This is a genomic window from Pseudochrobactrum sp. B5 (assembly GCF_001939785.1).
In the GTDB taxonomy this organism is placed as follows: domain Bacteria; phylum Pseudomonadota; class Alphaproteobacteria; order Rhizobiales; family Rhizobiaceae; genus Pseudochrobactrum; species Pseudochrobactrum saccharolyticum.
This window is the reverse complement of the sequence record NZ_MOYL01000002.1, coordinates 491,963-511,555: the sequence shown is the minus strand read 5'-3', so window position 1 is coordinate 511,555 and position 19,593 is coordinate 491,963. Positions and strand designations below refer to the sequence as shown.

General features: G+C 52.5%; 17 protein-coding genes. 6 read left to right on the top strand and 11 right to left on the bottom strand.

Translation table 11 applies throughout. The features are described 5' to 3' along the window. Window positions 1-80: 80 nt before the first annotated feature. Complete coding sequence (locus BKD14_RS09025) at window positions 81-1,295, bottom strand: NADP-dependent isocitrate dehydrogenase (protein ID WP_075655334.1); 1,215 nt, start codon at window positions 1,293-1,295, stop codon at window positions 81-83. Window positions 1,296-1,635: 340 nt separating this feature from the next. Between BKD14_RS09025 and BKD14_RS09020 the strand changes: the two genes are divergently transcribed. The 4 genes from BKD14_RS09020 to BKD14_RS09005 all read left to right on the top strand — a co-directional run bounded on the left by BKD14_RS09020 (window position 1,636) and on the right by BKD14_RS09005 (window position 5,492). Next, window positions 1,636-2,529 carry an RNA methyltransferase gene (locus BKD14_RS09020; protein ID WP_075655332.1) on the top strand — a complete coding sequence of 298 codons (894 nt, stop codon included), beginning with the start codon at window positions 1,636-1,638 and terminating at the stop codon, window positions 2,527-2,529. A 12-nt stretch (window positions 2,530-2,541) separates the two neighbouring features. Then, a complete protein-coding gene (gene murI / locus BKD14_RS09015; RefSeq protein ID WP_075655330.1) occupies window positions 2,542-3,369 on the top strand; it encodes a glutamate racemase in 828 nt (275 codons plus the stop codon). Between the two features lie 144 nt (window positions 3,370-3,513). After that, entirely contained in the window at window positions 3,514-4,323 is an 810-nt protein-coding gene (locus BKD14_RS09010; protein WP_075655328.1) for a MerR family transcriptional regulator, read from the top strand. Window positions 4,324-4,436: 113 nt separating this feature from the next. After that, complete coding sequence (locus BKD14_RS09005; protein WP_139316373.1) at window positions 4,437-5,492, top strand: alpha/beta fold hydrolase; 1,056 nt, start codon at window positions 4,437-4,439, stop codon at window positions 5,490-5,492. Between the two features lie 51 nt (window positions 5,493-5,543). On the opposite strand, the gene BKD14_RS09000 is transcribed toward BKD14_RS09005, so the two are convergent. The 4 genes from BKD14_RS09000 to BKD14_RS08980 form a co-directional block, all read right to left on the bottom strand. Beyond that, window positions 5,544-7,760 (bottom strand): esterase-like activity of phytase family protein, encoded by a 2,217-nt coding sequence (locus tag BKD14_RS09000; protein WP_075655810.1) that lies wholly within the window; start codon window positions 7,758-7,760, stop codon window positions 5,544-5,546. 295 nt (window positions 7,761-8,055) lie between these two features. Next, the gene (locus BKD14_RS08990) at window positions 8,056-8,517 is read right to left on the bottom strand and encodes a GNAT family N-acetyltransferase (RefSeq protein WP_075655806.1); all 462 of its coding nucleotides are present in this window, start codon (window positions 8,515-8,517) and stop codon (window positions 8,056-8,058) included. A 29-nt stretch (window positions 8,518-8,546) separates the two neighbouring features. Next, window positions 8,547-9,893 carry a DNA polymerase IV gene (locus BKD14_RS08985; RefSeq protein ID WP_075655326.1) on the bottom strand — a complete coding sequence of 449 codons (1,347 nt, stop codon included), beginning with the start codon at window positions 9,891-9,893 and terminating at the stop codon, window positions 8,547-8,549. A gap of 114 nt (window positions 9,894-10,007) precedes the next feature. Further along, on the bottom strand, window positions 10,008-10,307 hold the full coding sequence (locus tag BKD14_RS08980) for a DUF3572 domain-containing protein (RefSeq protein ID WP_075655324.1): 300 nt from the start codon (window positions 10,305-10,307) through the stop codon (window positions 10,008-10,010). A 235-nt stretch (window positions 10,308-10,542) separates the two neighbouring features. Between BKD14_RS08980 and BKD14_RS08975 the strand changes: the two genes are divergently transcribed. Together BKD14_RS08975 and BKD14_RS08970 are read left to right on the top strand one after the other, a co-directional pair. Beyond that, entirely contained in the window at window positions 10,543-10,914 is a 372-nt protein-coding gene (locus tag BKD14_RS08975; protein WP_022712318.1) for a response regulator, read from the top strand. A 30-nt stretch (window positions 10,915-10,944) separates the two neighbouring features. Continuing rightward, window positions 10,945-11,337 (top strand): VOC family protein, encoded by a 393-nt coding sequence (locus tag BKD14_RS08970; protein WP_245293604.1) that lies wholly within the window; start codon window positions 10,945-10,947, stop codon window positions 11,335-11,337. A 103-nt stretch (window positions 11,338-11,440) separates the two neighbouring features. Here BKD14_RS08970 and rpmG read toward each other — a convergent pair whose 3' ends face one another. The 6 genes from rpmG to topA form a co-directional block, all read right to left on the bottom strand. Then, window positions 11,441-11,608 carry a 50S ribosomal protein L33 gene (rpmG, locus tag BKD14_RS08965; RefSeq protein WP_022712316.1) on the bottom strand — a complete coding sequence of 56 codons (168 nt, stop codon included), beginning with the start codon at window positions 11,606-11,608 and terminating at the stop codon, window positions 11,441-11,443. A 101-nt stretch (window positions 11,609-11,709) separates the two neighbouring features. After that, window positions 11,710-12,903: an MFS transporter gene (locus BKD14_RS08960; protein WP_075655320.1), complete on the bottom strand. Its 1,194-nt coding sequence runs from the start codon at window positions 12,901-12,903 to the stop codon at window positions 11,710-11,712. A 5-nt stretch (window positions 12,904-12,908) separates the two neighbouring features. Then, window positions 12,909-13,682 (bottom strand): NUDIX hydrolase, encoded by a 774-nt coding sequence (locus BKD14_RS08955; protein ID WP_075655804.1) that lies wholly within the window; start codon window positions 13,680-13,682, stop codon window positions 12,909-12,911. A 41-nt stretch (window positions 13,683-13,723) separates the two neighbouring features. Further along, window positions 13,724-14,176, bottom strand: a complete 453-nt coding sequence (locus tag BKD14_RS08950; protein WP_075655802.1) for a DUF983 domain-containing protein — start codon at window positions 14,174-14,176, stop codon at window positions 13,724-13,726. 27 nt (window positions 14,177-14,203) lie between these two features. Then, window positions 14,204-16,603 (bottom strand): ribonuclease R, encoded by a 2,400-nt coding sequence (gene rnr, locus BKD14_RS08945; RefSeq protein ID WP_083646952.1) that lies wholly within the window; start codon window positions 16,601-16,603, stop codon window positions 14,204-14,206. 146 nt (window positions 16,604-16,749) lie between these two features. Then, window positions 16,750-19,437 (bottom strand): type I DNA topoisomerase, encoded by a 2,688-nt coding sequence (gene topA / locus BKD14_RS08940; protein ID WP_075655318.1) that lies wholly within the window; start codon window positions 19,435-19,437, stop codon window positions 16,750-16,752. Window positions 19,438-19,593 lie beyond the last annotated feature (156 nt).

Sequence of the window (19,593 nt, the reverse complement as noted above, 5' to 3'; positions counted from 1 at the left end):
TAATCCGCATGAGAGAGCGTGTTCAAATAGAAAAAGCCCCGCCTGATTATTCAGGCGGGGCTTTTACAAATCATGGCTGATTAAGCAGCCATTGCTTTCTGCAGGTTTTCGTCGATCTTGTCGAGGAAGCCTGTTGTGGACAGCCAAGGCTGATCCGGACCGATCAGCAAAGCCAGATCCTTGGTCATGTAGCCGGATTCAACTGTGTCTACGCAGACTTTTTCCAGTGTATCGGCAAAGCGCTTCAGTTCGGCATTGTCGTCGAGCTTGGCGCGGTGCGCGAGACCACGGGTCCATGCGAAGATCGAAGCGATCGAGTTGGTTGAGGTTTCCTCACCCTTCTGATGCTGGCGATAGTGACGGGTTACAGTACCGTGAGCAGCTTCTGCTTCAACAGTCTTGCCATCCGGTGTCATCAGAACCGAGGTCATCAGGCCGAGCGAGCCGAAGCCCTGTGCCACGATGTCGGACTGCACGTCGCCGTCATAGTTCTTACAAGCCCAGACATAGCCGCCGGACCATTTCAGAGCCGAAGCAACCATGTCGTCGATCAGGCGGTGTTCGTACCAGATCTTGGCTTCTTTGAACTTCTCAGCAAATTCAGCCTGATACACTTCTTCAAAGATATCTTTGAAACGGCCGTCATAGGCTTTGAGAATGGTGTTCTTGGTCGACAGATAAACCGGATAGCCGCGCTGCAGGCCGTAGTTCAGCGATGCGCGTGCGAATTCACGGATGGATTCGTCGATATTGTACATAGCCATAGCTACACCGGAGGATGGTGCATCATAGACTTCGTGTTCAATGGTTTCGCCGTCTTCACCAACGAATTTGATCGACAGCTTGCCTTTGCCCGGGAATTTGAAATCAGTCGCGCGGTACTGGTCACCGAAAGCATGACGGCCAACGATGATCGGCTGAGTCCAGCCCGGCACCAGACGTGGTACGTTTTTGCAGATGATTGGTTCGCGGAAAATGACGCCGCCGAGAATGTTGCGGATGGTGCCGTTTGGCGATTTCCACATTTTCTTGAGTTTGAATTCTTCAACGCGGGCTTCATCAGGGGTGATGGTGGCGCATTTCACACCAACGCCGTGCTCTTTGATAGCATTCGCTGCGTCGATGGTAACCTGATCATTGGTTGCATCGCGGTGTTCTACCGACAGATCATAATATTTCAGATCGATGTCGAGATATGGATGGATGAGTTTGTCTTTGATAAACTGCCAGATGATGCGGGTCATCTCATCGCCGTCAAGCTCAACAACGGGATTTGCAACTTTGATCTTTGCCATTAAAACCTCTCCTTCATGAAGTTGCGCCTCTCATAGCACTGCTTAGGCGAGAGGCAAAGTGCTAACGACGCCTTGAGAACAGGAATAATAAAAAACGCCGGAGATAACGGGTTTTTATACTGTCAGAGGGCAATTTATTTGTTCACGATGGTGTGAGATTTGCTTCGCTCCGGTGCATGACAGAGCCGGTACAGGTTGCGGGCGATTCAGTTTTTTGAACTGAGACCTGTTTAATTATCATGCATGATTTGAATTCCGTCACTCTTCCGTTTAAGAAAAGCGCGAAAAGCGCATGCGGAATGTCTCGTTTTGCGCGTGAAGTTCGAGTTTTGAGAAGATAATGGCCGGTACAGACAAACAGCGCCCGATGATTTCAGAAGGCCCAGCAATCATTCTCGTGGAGCCGCAATTGCCGGAAAATATCGGTATGGTGGCACGCGCTATGGCGAATTTCGGCCTCGGCGAATTGCGTCTGGTCAATCCGCGTGAAGCCTTTCCGAATGATAAAGCCCGCTCTGCTGCCAGCAAGGCCGATCATATTATTGACAGCGCGGTTCTCTATGATGATCTGCCGTCAGCGCTGGCTGATCTGAATTTTGTCTATGCTACAACCGCCCGCGAGCGTGACGGTTTCAAACAGGTGCGCGGCCCTGTGGAGGCAGGTAAAATCCTGCGTCAGAAATTCCGTACCGGTGAGAAAACCGGCATCATGTTCGGCCGTGAACGCGTCGGCCTGAAAAATGATGAAGTCGGTCTGGCTGATGAACTGGTGACTTTTCCGGTCAATCCGGCCTTTGCCTCGCTCAATATCGCGCAGGCTGTGCTGCTGATGTCCTATGAATGGATGAAATCCGGTCTGGAAAATGAAACAGACACGGTTTTCCGTGGGCCTGAACTGCAACCGGCGAATAAAGAATATCTACACGGTTTCTTTAATCATTTGGAGGAAGCTCTGGATACGCGCGGTTATTTCCGGCCAGAAGCGCGTAAGGAGATCATGGTGAATAATCTGCGGGCAGTGCTGACCCGTCCGGCATTTGCGGAAGCTGAAATCCGCTTGCTGCGCGGCGTGCTGACCTCGCTGGATTATTTCTCACCGAAGAGCCCGCGTGGATCCGGCGCGCCCGAAGGCCGCGCCAGAATACCCAATGATGCCGCTCCAGAAGGTAGAGCCAGAGTGCATAAAGACGAGACACAGAATACTGAGCAGGATAAACCGGACGAAAAGTCCTGAGGCAGGTTTGCGATGCACCATCTCGCGCAATATACAGCAACCAATATTTCCAGCAGGCAGGATGCGCCGGTCATCGTTTTTGACAGCGGTATCGGCGGTCTGACCGTGTTGCGCGAGGCGCGGGTGCTGATGCCCGACCGTCATTTTATCTATGTGGCTGATGATGCAGGTTTTCCCTATGGTTCATGGGAAGAGCCGGCTCTGCGCGAGCGTATTGTCAGCCTGTTCGCTGATCTGATCCGCCGGTTTCATCCTCAGCTCTGCGTGATTGCCTGTAATACAGCGTCCACACTTGTGCTTGATGATCTGCGGCAGGCTTTTCCCGATACGCCTTTTGTCGGTACAGTTCCGGCGATTAAGCCTGCAGCTGAGCGCACACATTCCGGTCTTGTCTCGGTTCTGGCGACACCGGGCACGGTTAAACGCGCCTATACGCGGGATCTGATCCAGTCTTTCGCTACACAGTGCCATGTGCGCCTTGTCGGCGCTGACCGGCTTGCCACATTGGCCGAAGCGCATATTCGCGGCGAAAAGATTGATGATGAGCTGGTGCTTGAGCAAATCACGCCATGCTTCATTGAGAAAGACGGTAAGCGTACGGATATTGTTGTGCTTGCCTGCACGCATTATCCGTTTTTGGCCAATGTATTCCGCCGTTTAGCACCATGGCCGGTTGACTGGCTTGATCCGGCTGAAGCAATCGCCCGGCGTATGTTGTCGCTGCTGCCTGAGAATAAAGACAAGATTCTCCATCATCATGATGATCTGGCTGTGTTTACATCCGGAAAACCGGATTATGCGATCCGCCGCTTGTTGCAGGGCTTTGGCCTGCGGAACTAGAGCTAAGCAGCAAATTGCTATGCCCGCTTCCGGCGGGCAATCTTCACCATTCCTGCGGATAAAATCTTTTTTAAAGAAAGCACTTGACCTTAACCTAAGGGCAAGCCTGCATAACTTGTGCGATGATAGTCACAAGGAGAAAGCATGCTCACAATAGGACAAATGGCGCGCTCCCAAGGGGTAACGACAAAAACACTGCGCCATTATGACAGTATCGGTCTGTTCAGCCCCTGCCTGAGCGGGCAGGATAATGGCTACCGCTATTACCGGCCGGAGCAGATTGTAACACTGGGGCGCATTGTCTGGCTGAGGCAGCTTGGTATGGCGCTGGATGAGATCAAAACACTGGCTGCCAGCGGCGGTCTGGACAGTGTGGAGAAGATGCATGCAAGCCTGCAAAATCATGCAGTGCAGCTTGAGGCTGACATCAACCGCCGTCAGAAAACCCTCGATCATCTTTATCGCTATCTCGCACAACCGGAGCGTAAAATGCCTGAATTACAAAAGCCTGAACGTGTTTTCTTCGCTGCTCAACGGATTATCGGCATGTGCTGGTATCCTGAGGATGAGGGCAGCATCGCGCAAATGTGGGATCGCTTTGAAGCGCGTGAGCATGAGATTGAACGCCTGAATGAGCCTGTCGGTACTTTCGGCATTTGCCAGCCGCTGGAAGACGGCCAGTGGCGTTATATTGCGGGTCTTCCGGTTGGCGCAGATGCTGTGATTCCTGAAGGACTGGTCGCCATGGAAATTCCGGGACGCTATTACGCGAAAGTTGAGCATCAGGGAGAAGTGACGACCTTGCCGGAAACATTCCGTGCGGCCTATTCCGAATGGCTGCCGAGTGCAGGTATGCAGCCTGATGAAGGGCCGGAATTTGAATATAGCGGCGCGCGTTTTCTCGGGCCGATGAATCCTGAAAGCGTGACCGAGATTTATATTCCGCTGAAATAATCCGTATTCAAAAATGAAGTGATAAATGAGCGACCTTGATCATGTTTCAGGTCGCTCTTTTTATGATTGCGTTGTACTGCCGGTAACGAAAAAGAATATCAGCGGAGATTGGAATGATGAAACAGACAGTGGCTGTATTGGCGGCAGGGCTTGGTATTTTGACGCTGACAGGCAGTTTGGCCTCTGCAAATGAGCAGGTGGGTTTCCGGCAAACCGAACTGGCAGATAAGAGCGGCAAGCGTGACTTGAAAGTCGCGCTTTGGTATCCGGCATTCGACACAAAAGCAGCCGAGACTGTTGGTGAAAATCCGGTCTTTAAAGGCATTCAGGCAATGCCGGATGCTGCGCCTGACGGCAAAACGCATCCGCTTGTAGTCTTGTCGCATGGCTATGGCGGTAGCTGGCGTAACCTGAACTGGCTGGCAGGTGAGCTGGTCGGGCAGGGCTATATCGTTGCCGCGCCGGATCATCCGGGCACAACGACATTTAATCGTGACAAAGAGCAGGCTGCGCAGCTCTGGGAACGACCGTATGACCTTAGTCGTGTGATTGATGCTGTGACCACTGACAGCGCCTTAGCGGGCAAAGTTGAGCCAAGCCGCATTGCTGCGATTGGTCATTCACTCGGAGGCTGGTCGGTTGTGGCTCTGGTTGGCGCACAGTTTGACCCTGCGCGCTTTGACAGGGATTGCACAGAGCAGCCCAATCCGCGCACTTGTGGTCTGGCGAGTGAGCTGATTACCCCGCGAGGCGAAGTTGCGGCAGAAAAACTGAAAACAATGAAGGCCGATCCGCGTGTTGGTGCGATTGTCACGCTCGATCTGGGCTTGGCGCGCGGTTTCACACCGGAGAGCCTGAACAGCATTACTATACCGGCGCTGATTTTTGGGGCAGGCGTTGATATTGGTGATCTGCCTGCGAAACTGGAATCCGGCTATGTCGCTTCCAATATGTCAGCAAAAACTGCGCAATATGTTGAGATTGCGGATGCCATGCATTTCAGCTTCATGCAGATATGCAAGGCCGGTGCATCAGAACTTATCGAGGCAGAAACCCCGGGAGACGGTATTGTCTGTAAAGACGGCGGAGAGCGCGGCCGCGAGGCAATACATCGTGGAGTCGCTGATATGATTATTGCATTTCTGGCGAAATCACTACCTGCAAAATGATAAGAAAAAGGCCGCTAAATAGCGGCCTTTCTTTTGAGAGCCTTGGGAGGCTTATTTTGCTTTTAACTCACTGACTTTGCCGACGGTGAAGAACTGGGTTTCACCATTGGAGTCATCCACACCGTCATTATCAGTCACAACATAGCCGATGCCGTTTTTGTCGATGGCGAAGCCTTCAAGTTTATCCGGAACAAAACCGTTGAGCTTCTTGAGGTCAGGAATGAAATCATAGACCAGTGTTTTGCTGACAAGCGGCAGTTTCTCACCGATCTTCGCTGGCTTCAGATCAGCCAGAGCCACTTTGTAGAGGCGCTTGTTGACAGCTTCATTGCCGATCAGGTTATCACGCTCAACGATATAGAGCTGACCGTCATGGGCAGTGATTTCCGACAGGCCGACCCAGCCTTTTTCTTTCTTATCCAGCGGATAGGAAACGGCAGCCCATTCTTCGCTCTTCAGATTGTAGCTGAGGATTTTGACATTGCCCTTTTCGTCGTCAGCCCATTCGCGCTGTACAACCATCCAGAGCGTTTCATTGTCGCCTTCACCGGTGCGGGTGATGCCTTCAAGACCGAAACGGGTTTGATGCTTGAGCAGGTCTTCAGGCAAAGCGATTTCTTTTTTGATCTCGCCTTTATCATTCACATTGAGAATGGCATGCGGCACCAGTTTCTTCTGGTCGCCTTCATTAGCCAGCCAGAAACCGCCTTTGCCATCGGTCGTAATGCCTTCAAGATCAATCTTTTGCGCTGCATCTTTACCGCGCTTGACGAGCAGCGCAGAGGTGATTTTCGCAGGCTTCTGATTGGCGTCAATCGTGTAGATTGTCGGCGCAGCGAAATAAGCAGAGTCAGAGACTGCATAGAGAATGCCGTCTTTGCTTTCATCAGTAACCAGACCGGAGAGCGCGCCCCAGGCGATGGGTGTGCCTTCTTCCGTCAGTTCGGAAACCAGTTGCGGATAATCTGCGGCTTTGTCCTGCAACTCATAAATCATCACATGGGAGCGGGCGGCGCCGTCTTCACCCAGATCAGTTTCATTAGCGGTTACCAGCAGGTTACGTGACGGGATCGCCAGAACACCTTCAGGGCCGATGCCTGATGGCAGCAGCTGAACGAATTCAGGATCTTTACCGGTATCTTTATAAACACCGACCATCGAGCCGCGCTCGCTGGCAACGAAGAGATAGTTGGTCTCGCCAAAACGACCGACCTCGGCACCTTCCAGCTCAACGCCTTTCTTGTTGCGCTTTTCCGGATAATGGCCGTGTGCAGCAATTTTGTGCTCCAGCGTATTGCCGGATTCGTAAGTTACCTTGCCGGTCTTATCGAAAATCGTGAAGCCGCGGGAGCCGTCTTTATAATCGCCTTCATTGGCGGTCAGCAGGCGATCATCGCCAACCCATTTGATAGTGTCCGGCTCGCGGGCGACATTTTTCATCTCGCCGTTAAATTTGATCTGGCCGTCTTTCTTGGTATCGATCTTGTCGAGGTCAACAGTACCGGCAGAAAAATGCGCGGTGATCTTGCCGGAAGCAGCATCGACGATCGCAATATGGTTGTTTTCCTGAAGGGTAACAGCAATTTCATTCTTGCTGTTGATGGAAACAAATTCCGGCTCCGGATCTTCCGGTGCAACTTCTGCAATGCCGGTCAGATCAACCACTTTCATGGTTTTGCAATCCGGTGTGCCGTCTTTGAGATTGAGAATAACCAGATTACCGGCTGGCAGCTGTGGCAACTCACCATCATTCAGCTCTTCATCGCGCTCATTCTCAATGGCAACGGCGAGGAATGTCTTGTCCGGTGAAACGGCAACGGAATCCGGCTGACCGCCGAGATCGCAGCTCATTTCAACCTTGCGCGATGCAATGTCAATGACATCCAGACGGCCGGATGGCTTCACATAGCTTTCAGATGTGTTGACACCGGCGAAAACGCGCTTGCCTGCAACGGCGACCGATGTCGGTTCGCCTTCAACTTTAAGAACGCCGCCGGCTTTAGGGTTTTTAGGATCGGTAATATCAACAAAACCGATGCCGCCATACGGGCTGTCGGAATAGATCAGCATATTACCGTCTTCCGAAACCGTAATGATTTCAGAGGAGGTTGCCGCTTTTGCATCTGCATCTTTCGGCAGGTTATCGGCGACTGCAAAGCTGGCGATGCGGTTGAAAACCGGCTCAGCCGAAGCGGAAAAAGCAACGGAACTTGCCAGAGTGGCAGTAAGAGCGGTGATGAGAGAAAGTCTCATAGAACGGCGCGACATGAATATCCCCAAATGTTGGATAAAATTCTGGATCTCTGATCCAAAAGCCGCCATGCCTTGCAGCAAATGGCAATTTCTACGCTTCCGGTACTCACGTACTTATATATACGCTGCGTTCCGGTGCTCGAAATCACCATTTTCGCTATGGCCTGCCACTTTTTGATTCAGACATTGAGGGGAGATTTCGCCGTTCTCTGTTTCAGACAAATGTCACTTCCATGAAGAAATGATGACATGGCTTTTATTAGCATTTTATTCGCTGATAAAACGGTGGGAAAACGGGATGCGGTCGGTTTCAGAAAACGCTGAAACGCTTGCAGATTGTATTGTCGCCGGTGCGATAGCTTTGGAAACCGATTGCGTCATAATAAGCAAGCCCGTTGGCATTATCCGCGCCGATAGTCGCGTCAATATTTTGCAGGCCTGCATTTTCAGCAGCAAGTTTTGTTGCGGAAAACAGTGCCTTGCCGACACCGTGTCTGGCCGCACTTGGACTGACATGCGTGCCGATAATACCCCAGCCCGCTGAGACACCATATTTATTGCCCTCAGCTGCGCGGATCAGCGACTGGAAGCCCAAAACCTCGCCATTTGCATCTTCTGCCACGCTGCATAGAATGCCATGCGGGTTATTGATATAAGTATCGCGCACGAAATCCTGATCATGCGGGCGCTGCCGTTGTGTAACTGCAATAATATCTGTCAAAATGCGGCTCATGGCTTCAGCATCACTCAATCGGGCAGTTCTGATGAACATTGTTTTATCTTCCAAATAGCTGAGTGCATTTATTTGTCTGACGGTGTCTGCGGTCGTGCGAGGTTGCCTTTGCCGAAAGTGTAACCGGTCTCCACTGTTTTCGATCCGAATTTTGAGCGCAACTTATCAATGGCTGTTTCAGCCGCCGCACGCTTGCCGGCTTTGATATCCACGAGATCAGGCGGATCAGCCTTCACCGGATCGGTGAGGTCGGTCACGCCGATGCCGAGCAGACGATATTTGGTGCCGTCAATTTCCTTTTGCAGCATATAAAGGCCGGTGCGGAAAATCCTGTCGGCAAGCTGCGTAGGATCGCTCAGACGATGATTGCGTGTACGGCTTTGGAAATCCTTGGTTTTGAGTTTCAGCACCACTGTATGACCGGCAATCTCGCCATGTTTCAGCCGTCCGGCCACTTTTTCCGACAGTGCACGCAGAACCGGCACCAGCTCTTCAGCCTTGGCGATATCAATATCAAAAGTGGTTTCATTGGAGATGCTCTTCATCTCACTTTCAGGCTGGACGGTGCGTGTGTCCATGCCGCGGGAGAGGCGGTAGAGACGCTGCCCCATCACGCCATAGGACTTCATCAGCGCAGATTCTTCCATTTGCTGGAGCTGTCCAATGGTCTGAATACCGTCAGCATTGAGCTTGGCATTGAGCGCCTTGCCGACACCCCAGATCATACCGACTGGCTTAGGCTTCAGAAAATCCAGTGTTTCCTTTTCCCCGATCACCGAGAAACCACGCGGCTTCTCCATGTCTGAGGCAAGTTTCGCCAGAAATTTGCAATAGGACAAGCCGACAGAAACGGTGATGCCGATTTCCTGTTCAATCCGGCGGGCGAATTCTGCCAGCACAAGGGCAGGCGGCGCACGGTGCAGTTTGGCCGTACCGCGCAAATCCAGAAACGCCTCATCAATCGAAAGCGGTTCGACCAATGGCGTGAGATCAAACATCATTTGGCGAATCTGATGCCCGACCTTGCGGTATTTCTCCATATTCGGCTTAACGAATATGGCCTGCGGGCAGAGCTCAATAGCTTTGAAGGTCGGCATGGCAGAACGCACGCCGTGAATACGCGCAATATAGCAGCAGGTGGAAACCACACCACGCTTGCCGCCGCCGACAATCACCGGCTTGTCACGCAGTTCAGGATTGTCGCGTTTTTCAATGGAGGCGTAAAAAGCATCGCAATCAATATGTGCAAAGCTTAAATCATATAGCTCTTCATGACGTACCAGACGCGGGCTGCCGCAAGCGCTGCAGCGTGGTCTCGGTTCATTACGGCGTTTTTTCTGCACAGTCAGGCAATCGCGGCAGAAACCTGCCTGCGGATCGGCCTCAGCAAAATAACCGGAAACACCGTTGACCATCGTAAAACCTGTATCATGATCCGAACATAAGCGGAACATTTGCACAATACAGGCAGATGGTTTCAAGTGCCAGCGAATTTTATACACAATCTGCAGCGATGCAGGAGGTCGCACTTACATGGATTGGTCGTAAGCACTGTCGCCGTTCGGCAGAAAGCGCAGCGCCTGATTCATGCTTTCCGGCTTATGGCCGGTGGCTTCACAAAACTGCATGAGCGTTGGCTCATGTGCCAGATAGAACTGCAAAACACCGGTCAGAAAAGCCGGTTCCCCTGCGGCTTCGCGGATAGATGAGACTTCAATACCGGTGAGGGACAAAAAGCGATTCATCAGATCTGGTTGCTGCGCCAGAAAGACCAGAGCTTCAATGGCCAGATTTTCAGCATCGCTTTGATTCAAGATGGTTTTTGACATTTTATATCCGGCTGGCTTTTACGTTTTGGCAACTGTAATTGCATCTTTAGCTGTATGAAAGCTGTTTAGGAGCATTTTGGTCATTGTTCAATGCTATGCTGATGGGGTTGGAATAATCATGGTCTCTGTGTGCTGTACCCGTGCGTGGTAATTGACGTGAGCCGAAAACTACGAAATGCTGCGGCCAGCACGCGGATATATTCAGACAATGTTCTGAGTAATAAGGTATTTTTTCATGACCAAAAAAGTAATGATCGTCGAAGACAATGAGCTGAATATGAAGCTTTTCCGCGATCTGATTGAAGCCAGCGGTTATGAAACCATCCGTACGCGTAATGGTCTTGAAGCTATGGATCTGGCGCGAATCCACCATCCCGACCTGATTTTGATGGATATTCAGCTGCCGGAAGTCTCCGGCCTTGAAGTCACAAAATGGCTGAAAGAAGATGACGACCTGAAAGCCATTCCGGTAATTGCCGTCACAGCCTTTGCTATGAAGGGCGATGAAGAGCGTATTCGTCAGGGCGGTTGCGAAGCCTATATTTCCAAGCCGATCTCCGTGCCGCGCTTTATTGAGACGATCAAGTCCTATCTCGGCGACCTGTAGTTACAGGATTTCGCCTTACTGAGGTGAATGATGAAAATTCCTACGTTCCGCATTGTAAGGCCGACAGATAATCCGGATGTATTGCTTCCCTTTTATCGGGATGGTTTAGGACTGACAGTTCTTGATAGTTTTCAGGATCATGACGGTTTTGACGCGATCATTATGGGGCGTGAAAATGTGCCCTATCATTTTGCGTTTACACGCACCGATAAGCATCAGGCCGGTAAAGCACCAACCAAAGAGAATCTGCTGGTTTTTTATTTGCCGGATCATGCCGAGTGGGAAAATGCTGTTGAGCGTATGAAAGCGACCGGCTTTGTGCCTGTGAGCGCATTCAATCCCTATTGGGACAAGAAAGGGGTAACTTTCGAAGATCCGGACGGTTACCGTATTGTTTTGCAGCAGACAGATTGGGCGCCTTAATTACGGTTCCGACACAAATTGCCAATCGAAAATGCTCTGTATTCAGACAACAAAAAACCCGGGCTGATAACAGTCCGGGTTTTTTTAATAACCGAAACCAGAATTATTTGATTTTGGTTTCTTTGAATTCGACGTGTGCCTTAGCAACCGGGTCGTATTTACGCTTTGTCATTTTTTCAGTCATTGTACGGCTGTTCTTCTTGGTTACGTAGAAGAAGCCTGTGTCTGCGGTCGACAACAGCTTGATTTTAATTGTTGTAGCCTTAGCCATAACGATATCCTGCTCTTTTAAATAATAAAACCGCCTGCTTGTCCGGCGATTTCATCCGGGTGCGGGAATTTGGCGCGACACTACGGATACACGCCGAAAAGTCAAGCCCGCTGTTTACGAACTACCAGTCTGATAAGCAGAATTATGATAAATGCTGCAAAAAAGAGTGATAAAGTGACCGGGAAACCTGTTGCTCCCAGCAAATCCATACCGACACCGGCTGCCTGAGGGCCTGCCAGCATACCGATGCCATAGCAGAAAATGAACGCGGCATTGGCCGAAGCAAGCTCACGTCCCTGCAATTGCGAACCAAGGTGGGCGAGGCCGACAGTGTAAAGACCGGCAACCACACCGCCCCAGATCAGTAGCAGAACTGCCATCAGATACCAGTTGCTGACAACATAAGGCAGCAGCACCATACCGGCGAAACCGATAATAGCACAAATCAGCAGCAGAATACGGCGGTCACCGATGCGGTCGGAGACGAGGCCGAGCGGAATCTGCATCAGAACATTGCCGAGACCGACCATGGTCAGCAACAGCGCGGCATCGCCTTCATTGAGGCCGACACGCGTGCCGAAGACCGGAAACAGGGCAAAGCCGCCGGTTTCTACCGCACCATAGACAAAGACCGCCATTGTCGCTGCCGGAACCGCGAAAATATAAGGCATGAAGGGAACGTGTTCACCTTCTTCAAATTCAGGGCTGTCTTTACTGGCAATCATGACAGGGAAGGCTGCCAGCGCAATGATGACGATGCCGATACCAAATGGCATGAAACCGCCGCTGCCGATGATTGAGAACAACCACGGGCCGACCGCGAAGCCGAGCGATAGACAGGTCGCGTATATACCAAGCACCAGTCCGCGTTTGGCAGGCGGGGCAGAGGTATTGACCCAATATTCAGACAGCACAAATAGCACTGTGAGCGCGAAATGCAAGGAAACGCGCAGTGCAAACCATGCAATAATATTCGGAAACAGATAGAAACCGAGGAAGGACAGACCGCTGATGAACAGCATCAGCATCATCGAACGGGCAACGCCCAGATAGGAGCCGATACGCGCGGATAGCGCTGCGCCGAACAGCGATGCAAGACCGGCAACAGCCGTATTTGCACCGATGGTGCTGGCTGAATAGCCACGGCTTTCCAGAAGCACACTCAGCAGCGGAATACCAAGGCCGATCGCTGCACCAACGGCGCTGATCGTAGCAATGGCTGCGCCAAGAGAGCGCCATTGCGTTGGTTGAAGTACCTCTGATGCGGGTTCAGTTGAAAGATGGTCTTGCTGCATGAAACTTAAATCACCTCACGGACATGACGGCCATGCCGTTTACGATAGAACGGAACCGGATATATAGAGGACAAATTCCTGTCTTCGAGCAGGAGTTTTTCGATATCCCGCAAAATAATGCGCGTAATCGCTGCAATATTGAGATTAAAGGCCTCGGAAAAGCTCACAAATTTCAAATCAGACAATTCCGGCTCATTATAAGCAGATGATTCTATAGCGCTTATGTCAGCCGGATTGTGGTTTCGGGCAGGGAGTTCCGGGCTGATTTCATCCAGGAAACTGGCAAAGAAACGCGCATCATAGCGGCGCACATGACCGGGCGGGGTGATCGCGCGCGCCACATAACGCAGCTGCGATAAATCGGGCAGGTGATTGCTGCGGGCAAAACCTGTCCACGGATGTGTTTGCGCATCATCATGCGGCGTACCGAGCAACAGGCCGGTTTCCTCATAGGTTTCGCGTATTGCAGTCATGGCAAGCGCACGCGCGCGTTGTGTGCTGGCACGTTTGCCAAGTCCTGCCAGCAATTTTATTTCATCCTGCGGCCTGAGGCTGTTGGCAGCATTAATTCTGCCGTCCTGCGCTTCTGTACCGCCGCCGGGGAAGACAAACATATCCGGCATGAAATGCATCGCACGGGCGCGGCGCCCCATGAGAATACGCGGCTCATTGCCGTTGCGGTCGATGAGGATGAGTGAGGCAGCATCACGCGGCCGTATAATGCGGGATGCTGCGGTGCCCTGATTACTCAAAGCTGTCGCATCATCCGGCCGGTGCATATCCTGCAAAGCGTGGTCTGTTTTATGTCCTGACATTTGCGTCAGATATATTCCTGCTGACTTTCTTTATCAAAGCCATGCATATAAAGCGCCCATTGCAGGCCGATGGTGGCACCCTTGATCGGTTGCAGCAGCACCAGTGACATCAGAATGGTCACCGGCCCCCAGATGGCCAGATGCCCCCAGAGTGACAGGCCGCCCATATTTTCCACCATCATGAACAGCGCGACGACAACGTGGCCGACAATCAGCACGGTCAGATAGGCAGGCAGATCATCGGCACGCTGCGGTGTGTAATCTTCATTACAGACAGAGCAATTGGCGACCGGACGCAGGAAGGAGCGGAACAATTTGCCGTCACCGCAATGCGGGCAGCGGGAGAGAAAACCGCGCTGCATGGCTTGTCCCAACGGGCGCGGGGTGCGGGCGGGTTTTGTCTTTTCGCCGCCGAAAACCTGCGCTTCCGTCTGTGTCAGGGTCTGATCGCTGCTCATCATCGTCTCCCAATACCTGTGTCGGGGTTATCTTTTGCTCTTACGCGAAATATGGGCTGGTTTGCCTCTGGCCGGACCGCCGGTACGGGATTTCCCCGCCTTGCGGCTGAATTTGGTAGCTTTGTGGTGCGATTGCAAGGATGCAGGCAGCAAACGCGGTTCTGTCAGCATTTCAAAACGCAGCGCTCCGGCAACCGGCTGCGCTTCAACCAGTCGTACTTCCACACTGTCGCCAAGACGATAGCCTTTGCCTGACCGTTCACCGGCGACAGAATGACCGGCTTCATCATAGTGATAATATTCCCGGCCCAAAGTGGAAATGGGAATAAAGCCGTCGGCACCATATGTCGCAAGGGTCACAAACAGACCGGCTTTGGTCACACCCTGCACACGCGCCTGAAATTCATTGCCAACCTGTTCGGCCAGATGATGGGCGATCAGACGATCTGTCGTTTCACGTTCGGCCAGCATGGCGCGGCGCTCTGTCTGGGAAATGCTGAGCGCAATGGCAGACAATTCGCCAATCTCGTCATTGCTCAGACCATCGGGTCCCAGATTGAGCGCGCGGATCAGCGCACGATGCACGATCAGGTCAGCATAACGGCGGATCGGCGAGGTGAAATGCGCGTAATGGCGCAGATTCAAACCAAAATGGCCGATATTATCGGTATTATATTCGGCCTGACTTTGCGAGCGCAGTACCACCTGATTGACCAGTTCTTCATGGTCTGTACCCCGAATGCGGGACAGAATGCCGTTGAACTGACTCGGGCGCAGTTCCGCACCGCGGGCAAGGCTGATTTCCAGTGTTTTGAGGAAGTCACGCAGGGATTCCTGCTTGGTCAGCGACGGCAGATCATGAATACGATAGATCAGCGGCTGGTTTTTTGCTTCCAATGTTTCAGCGGCGGCGACATTGGCCTGAATCATAAATTCTTCGATGAGCTTATGCGCATCGAGCCGGTCAGGCACGATAACTTTCAGCACCTGTCCCTGATCGTCGAGGATCAGTTTCTTCTCCGGCAGATCAAGCTCCAGCGGCTCGCGCTTGTCGCGGGCTTTTTTCAGCGCCGCATAGGCCTTCCACAGCGGCTTCAGGCTGATATCAATAACGCGTTCGGTCTTCTCATCCAGAGCGCCGTCAATGGCCGCCTGTGCCTGTTGATAGGCGAGGCGGGCAATAGAGCGCATCATGATGCGGTGGAAGCTGTGCGAGCGTTTGCGGCCATCTGCACCGATGATAATGCGCACCGCCATGGCCGGACGGTCAACACCTTCACGCAGCGAGCACAGATCATTGGAGATGCGTTCCGGCAGCATCGGCACCACGCGGTCAGGGAAATAGACCGAATTGCCGCGCTTCAGTGCTTCATGGTCGAGCGAGGAGCCGTGCTGCACATAATGGCTGACATCGGCAATCGCCACGACAATGACAAAGCCGCCTTCATTGGCCGGATCAGTATCCGGTTCGGCAAAAACCGCATCGTCATAGTCTTTCGCATCAGCCGGATCGATGGTGACCAGCGGCAGCGAGCGCCAGTCCTCACGATGAGCCATAGTGGCAGGTTTAGCGTTTTCCGCCTGCTCAATCGCTCTTTCAGGGAAAATATGCGGAATTTCATATTCGTGAATCGCAATCATCGACAGCGCTTTTTCACTGCCGATTGAGCCGATCACCTGTTCAATCTTGCCCTGCGGCAGGCCAAAGCGGCTTTTCTGATGCGGGATCGCCTCAACCAGATCACCCGGTTCAGCACCGTTCAGATGTTGCGCATCAATGCTGATTTCATTCTGTTTGCGGTTGACCGGCTCAAGGCGGTATTCGCCGCTCTGCAGCTGGCGTAAAACACCAAGCACGGCATTATCGCGTTTTTCCAGCTTTTTGATAACGCGGCCGGTATAAGGCGCGGCGCTTTTATCGGAACTGGCAAAGATTTTCGCCAGAACCTGATCGCCAACACCAACTGTCGGGCCTTTATCCTTGTGTGTCCGGCGCAGCAGTACCAGTGGCGCTGCTGTTTCACCATTCCACTCAATCGGACGTGCAATCAGGCCGCCATCGCTGTCGCGACCGGTAATGGTCAGCGCTGCAATCGGAGGCAGGGTATTCGGGCGTGACAGTTTCTTGGCACGCTTCTCCACCTGTCCGTCATCGGCCAGTTCACGCAGAATATCTTTGAGATAAATGCGGGCATCACCCTTGAGATTGAACGCCTTGGCAATATCACGCTTGGCAGCGCGATCCGGATTTTCAGTGATGAAAGTGAGGATATCTTCCTTCGTCGGAAGATAGGCTTCCGAGAGCGGCTTCACTTTGGATTTACCGGAAAAGCTCTTGTTGTTTTTTGCGCCCTTCTGGTTTTTTTGTTTGCCTGAGCCGCTGTTACGGTCAGATGAAGGGTCTATTCTGCGAGCCAATCCGGTCATCCTTAATATTTACTTTTCATAAAGTCCTGAAAACTCTTTAAAGCATTTCAGCACAGAATGGAAACATTTGCTGTGCCTGCGCTGATGCAAATAAAAAAGGCACCATAGTAACTATGGTGCCCTCTGTTTTACGTGCTTTGTGCTGCTTATTCAGCCGCATCCGCTTTTTTAGGTTTAGCGGCTGCTTTAGTCGCAGTCTTTTTAGCTGCCGGCTTTTTGGCTGCTGCCTTTTTTACCGGTTTGGCTTCATCATCCGCAGCCTTGGCTTTGGTTGTCTTCTTCGGAGCCGCCGGTTTTTTCGGTGCGGCTTTCTTCGTGGTCTTCTTGGCGGAACCGGCTTTCGCTGTAATCAGCTCCAGCGCTTCTTCCATTGTTACCGTTGCCGGATCTTTGCCCTTTGGCAGCGTGGCATTGACCTTGCCCCAATTGACATAAGGGCCGTAGCGGCCGTCACGCACCGTAATTGAACCGCCATCCGGATGATCGCCGAGTGTGGCAAGCGCAGCCGGTGTTGCGCGGGTGCGACCGCCTTTAGCGGCTTTCTCCGCCAGCACAGTCACAGCACGGTTGATGCCGATTTCAAACACATCCTCAATGCTGTCGACATTGGCGAAAGCGCCGTCATGGGCAATATATGGACCATAACGGCCGAGGCTTGCGGTGATCATCTTGCCGCTTTCCGGATGCGGACCCACATCACGCGGCAGATTGATAAGCTGCAAGGCTTTTTCCAGATCAAGTTCAGCCAGTGACCAGCCTTTTGGCAGGCTGGAACGCTTGGCTTCCTTGCCTTCACCGCGCTGAATATACGGGCCGAAACGGCCGGTACGCGCAGTGATATCTTCACCGGTTGCCGGATCCTGACCAAGTACTTTTGGTTCATCAGATGCAGCTGCTGCATCACCTTCGCCTTCACCACCAAGCTGACGGGTGAATTTGCACTCCGGATAGTTGGAGCAGCCGACGAAAGCACCATATTTGCCGAGCTTCAGCGAGAGATTGCCGGTGCCGCAGGTCGGGCAGATACGTGGATCCATGCCATCGCCGCGATCAGGGAAGGCAAGGGCGGAAAGCTGCTCATTGAGCGCATCCAGCACATTGGTAACGCGCAGTTCTTTGGTGCTGTCGACATTGCCGGAGAAATCCTGCCAGAAGTCGCGCAGCACGTCTTTCCATGCCAGTTTGCCATCGGAAATCAGATCGAGCTTTTCTTCCAGCGCAGCGGTGAAATCATATTCCACATAGCGCTCAAAGAAGCTTTCAAGGAATGCGGTGACCAGACGGCCTTTGGCCTGCGGGATCAGCTTGCGCTTATCCATCGTGACATAATCGCGGTCACCCAGAGTTTTCAGCGTTGCAGCATAAGTCGACGGGCGGCCGATGCCGAGCTCTTCCATGCGCTTGATGAGCGATGCTTCGGAATAGCGCGGAGGCGGTTCAGTCGAATGCTGGGTTGCGTCGATTTTCTCGCGCTTCAATGTCTCACCGGCATTGATCTGCGGCAGACGTGCGCTGTCCTCGTCTTCATCTTCTTCTTCGCGGTGATCAGTATAGGCCGCGAGAAAGCCGTTGAAGCGGACAACCGAACCATTGGCACGCAATACAGCCGAACGGGCGCCGTTTTTAGCTTCAATATCAACGACTGTGCGTTCAATATCGGCAGGCTGCATCTGGCTGGCGATGGCGCGTTTCCAAATCAGCTCATAAAGGCGAGCCTGATCATCATCGAGATATTTGCGCACTTCTTTCGGATGACGGCTGAAATCGGTCGGACGCACCGCTTCGTGCGCTTCCTGAGCATTTTTCGCTTTAGTGGAATAGTAACGCGGCTTTTCCGGCACATAATTATCGCCGAATGTCTGGCCGATTGCTTTGCGCGCAGCGGAAATCGCTTCCGGTGCCATCTGCACACCGTCAGTACGCATATAGGTAATCAGACCGGTGGTTTCACCACCAAGTTCAATACCTTCATAAAGGCGCTGCGCAACCTGCATAGTGCGCGATGCGGAGAAGCCGAGCTGACCGCTGGCGGCCTGCTGCAAGGTGGAGGTGGTGAATGGCGGGCCCGGATTACGTTTGGTCGGCTTGGCATCAACGCTCATGACATTGAAGGCCGCGCCTTCCAGCATGGTGCGGATGGCACTTGCCTGCTCTTCATTTTTAATATCGAGCTTGCCGAGTTTTTTGCCGTCAACAACAGTCAGGCGGGCAGTGAAATTATCGCTGCGCGGTGTCTGGAGCAGGGCGGCAATATTCCAGTATTCTTCACGGATGAAGCGTTCGATCTCGGTTTCACGGTCGCAAACGAGGCGCAGTGCAACCGACTGCACACGGCCAGCCGAGCGCGAACCCGGCAATTTGCGCCACAATACCGGCGACAGCGTAAAGCCTACCAGATAGTCGAGCGCACGGCGTGCCAGATAGGCATCCACCAGCGGCACGTCGATTTCACGCGGATTGGCCATCGCTTCGAGCACGGCATTTTTTGTAATGGCGTTGAACACCACGCGCTTGACCGGCTTGGAGCCGAGCACTTTTTTAGCGCGCAGCACATCCAGCACGTGCCATGAAATTGCTTCCCCTTCGCGATCAGGGTCAGTTGCCAGAATCAGTTCGTCACTTTCCTTGACCGCTTTGGCGATCTCGGAAAGGCGCTTGGAGGAGGCCGCATCGACCTCCCAGCTCATGGCAAAATCTTCATCAGGACGAACAGAGCCGTCTTTTGCAGGCAAATCGCGGACATGACCGAAAGAGGCCAGAACCTTATAGCCTGAGCCTAGATATTTATTGATTGTTTTGGCCTTGGCGGGCGATTCAACGACAACGACATTCATATTGCGGGTCCAGATTAACGTACACAGCCGGATATGCCCGGATTGCGCCAGTGTTGATAATCATCAGGCTGGCAGGATATTTGTCATTCAAATGAACAGCGAAATCAGATTGGTCAAGAGCAAGCCACTGTTTTTTACGCAAAACAACGACAGGTT

Excerpts from the sequence above, each read along its gene's own strand:
- BKD14_RS09025 (WP_075655334.1), bottom strand. The coding sequence starts at position 1,295 with ATGGCAAAGATCAAAGTTGCAAATCCCGTTGTTGAGCTTGACGGCGAT.
- BKD14_RS09020 (WP_075655332.1), top strand. The coding sequence starts at position 1,636 with ATGGCCGGTACAGACAAACAGCGCCCGATGATTTCAGAAGGCCCAGCA.
- murI (WP_075655330.1), top strand. The coding sequence starts at position 2,542 with ATGCACCATCTCGCGCAATATACAGCAACCAATATTTCCAGCAGGCAG.
- BKD14_RS09010 (WP_075655328.1), top strand. The coding sequence starts at position 3,514 with ATGCTCACAATAGGACAAATGGCGCGCTCCCAAGGGGTAACGACAAAA.
- BKD14_RS09005 (WP_139316373.1), top strand. The coding sequence starts at position 4,437 with ATGATGAAACAGACAGTGGCTGTATTGGCGGCAGGGCTTGGTATTTTG.
- BKD14_RS09000 (WP_075655810.1), bottom strand. The coding sequence starts at position 7,760 with ATGTCGCGCCGTTCTATGAGACTTTCTCTCATCACCGCTCTTACTGCC.
- BKD14_RS08990 (WP_075655806.1), bottom strand. The coding sequence starts at position 8,517 with ATGTTCATCAGAACTGCCCGATTGAGTGATGCTGAAGCCATGAGCCGC.
- BKD14_RS08985 (WP_075655326.1), bottom strand. The coding sequence starts at position 9,893 with ATGGTCAACGGTGTTTCCGGTTATTTTGCTGAGGCCGATCCGCAGGCA.
- BKD14_RS08980 (WP_075655324.1), bottom strand. The coding sequence starts at position 10,307 with ATGTCAAAAACCATCTTGAATCAAAGCGATGCTGAAAATCTGGCCATT.
- BKD14_RS08975 (WP_022712318.1), top strand. The coding sequence starts at position 10,543 with ATGACCAAAAAAGTAATGATCGTCGAAGACAATGAGCTGAATATGAAG.
- BKD14_RS08970 (WP_245293604.1), top strand. The coding sequence starts at position 10,945 with ATGAAAATTCCTACGTTCCGCATTGTAAGGCCGACAGATAATCCGGAT.
- rpmG (WP_022712316.1), bottom strand. The coding sequence starts at position 11,608 with ATGGCTAAGGCTACAACAATTAAAATCAAGCTGTTGTCGACCGCAGAC.
- BKD14_RS08960 (WP_075655320.1), bottom strand. The coding sequence starts at position 12,903 with ATGCAGCAAGACCATCTTTCAACTGAACCCGCATCAGAGGTACTTCAA.
- BKD14_RS08955 (WP_075655804.1), bottom strand. The coding sequence starts at position 13,682 with ATGCACCGGCCGGATGATGCGACAGCTTTGAGTAATCAGGGCACCGCA.
- BKD14_RS08950 (WP_075655802.1), bottom strand. The coding sequence starts at position 14,176 with ATGAGCAGCGATCAGACCCTGACACAGACGGAAGCGCAGGTTTTCGGC.
- rnr (WP_083646952.1), bottom strand. The coding sequence starts at position 16,603 with ATGACCGGATTGGCTCGCAGAATAGACCCTTCATCTGACCGTAACAGC.
- topA (WP_075655318.1), bottom strand. The coding sequence starts at position 19,437 with ATGAATGTCGTTGTCGTTGAATCGCCCGCCAAGGCCAAAACAATCAAT.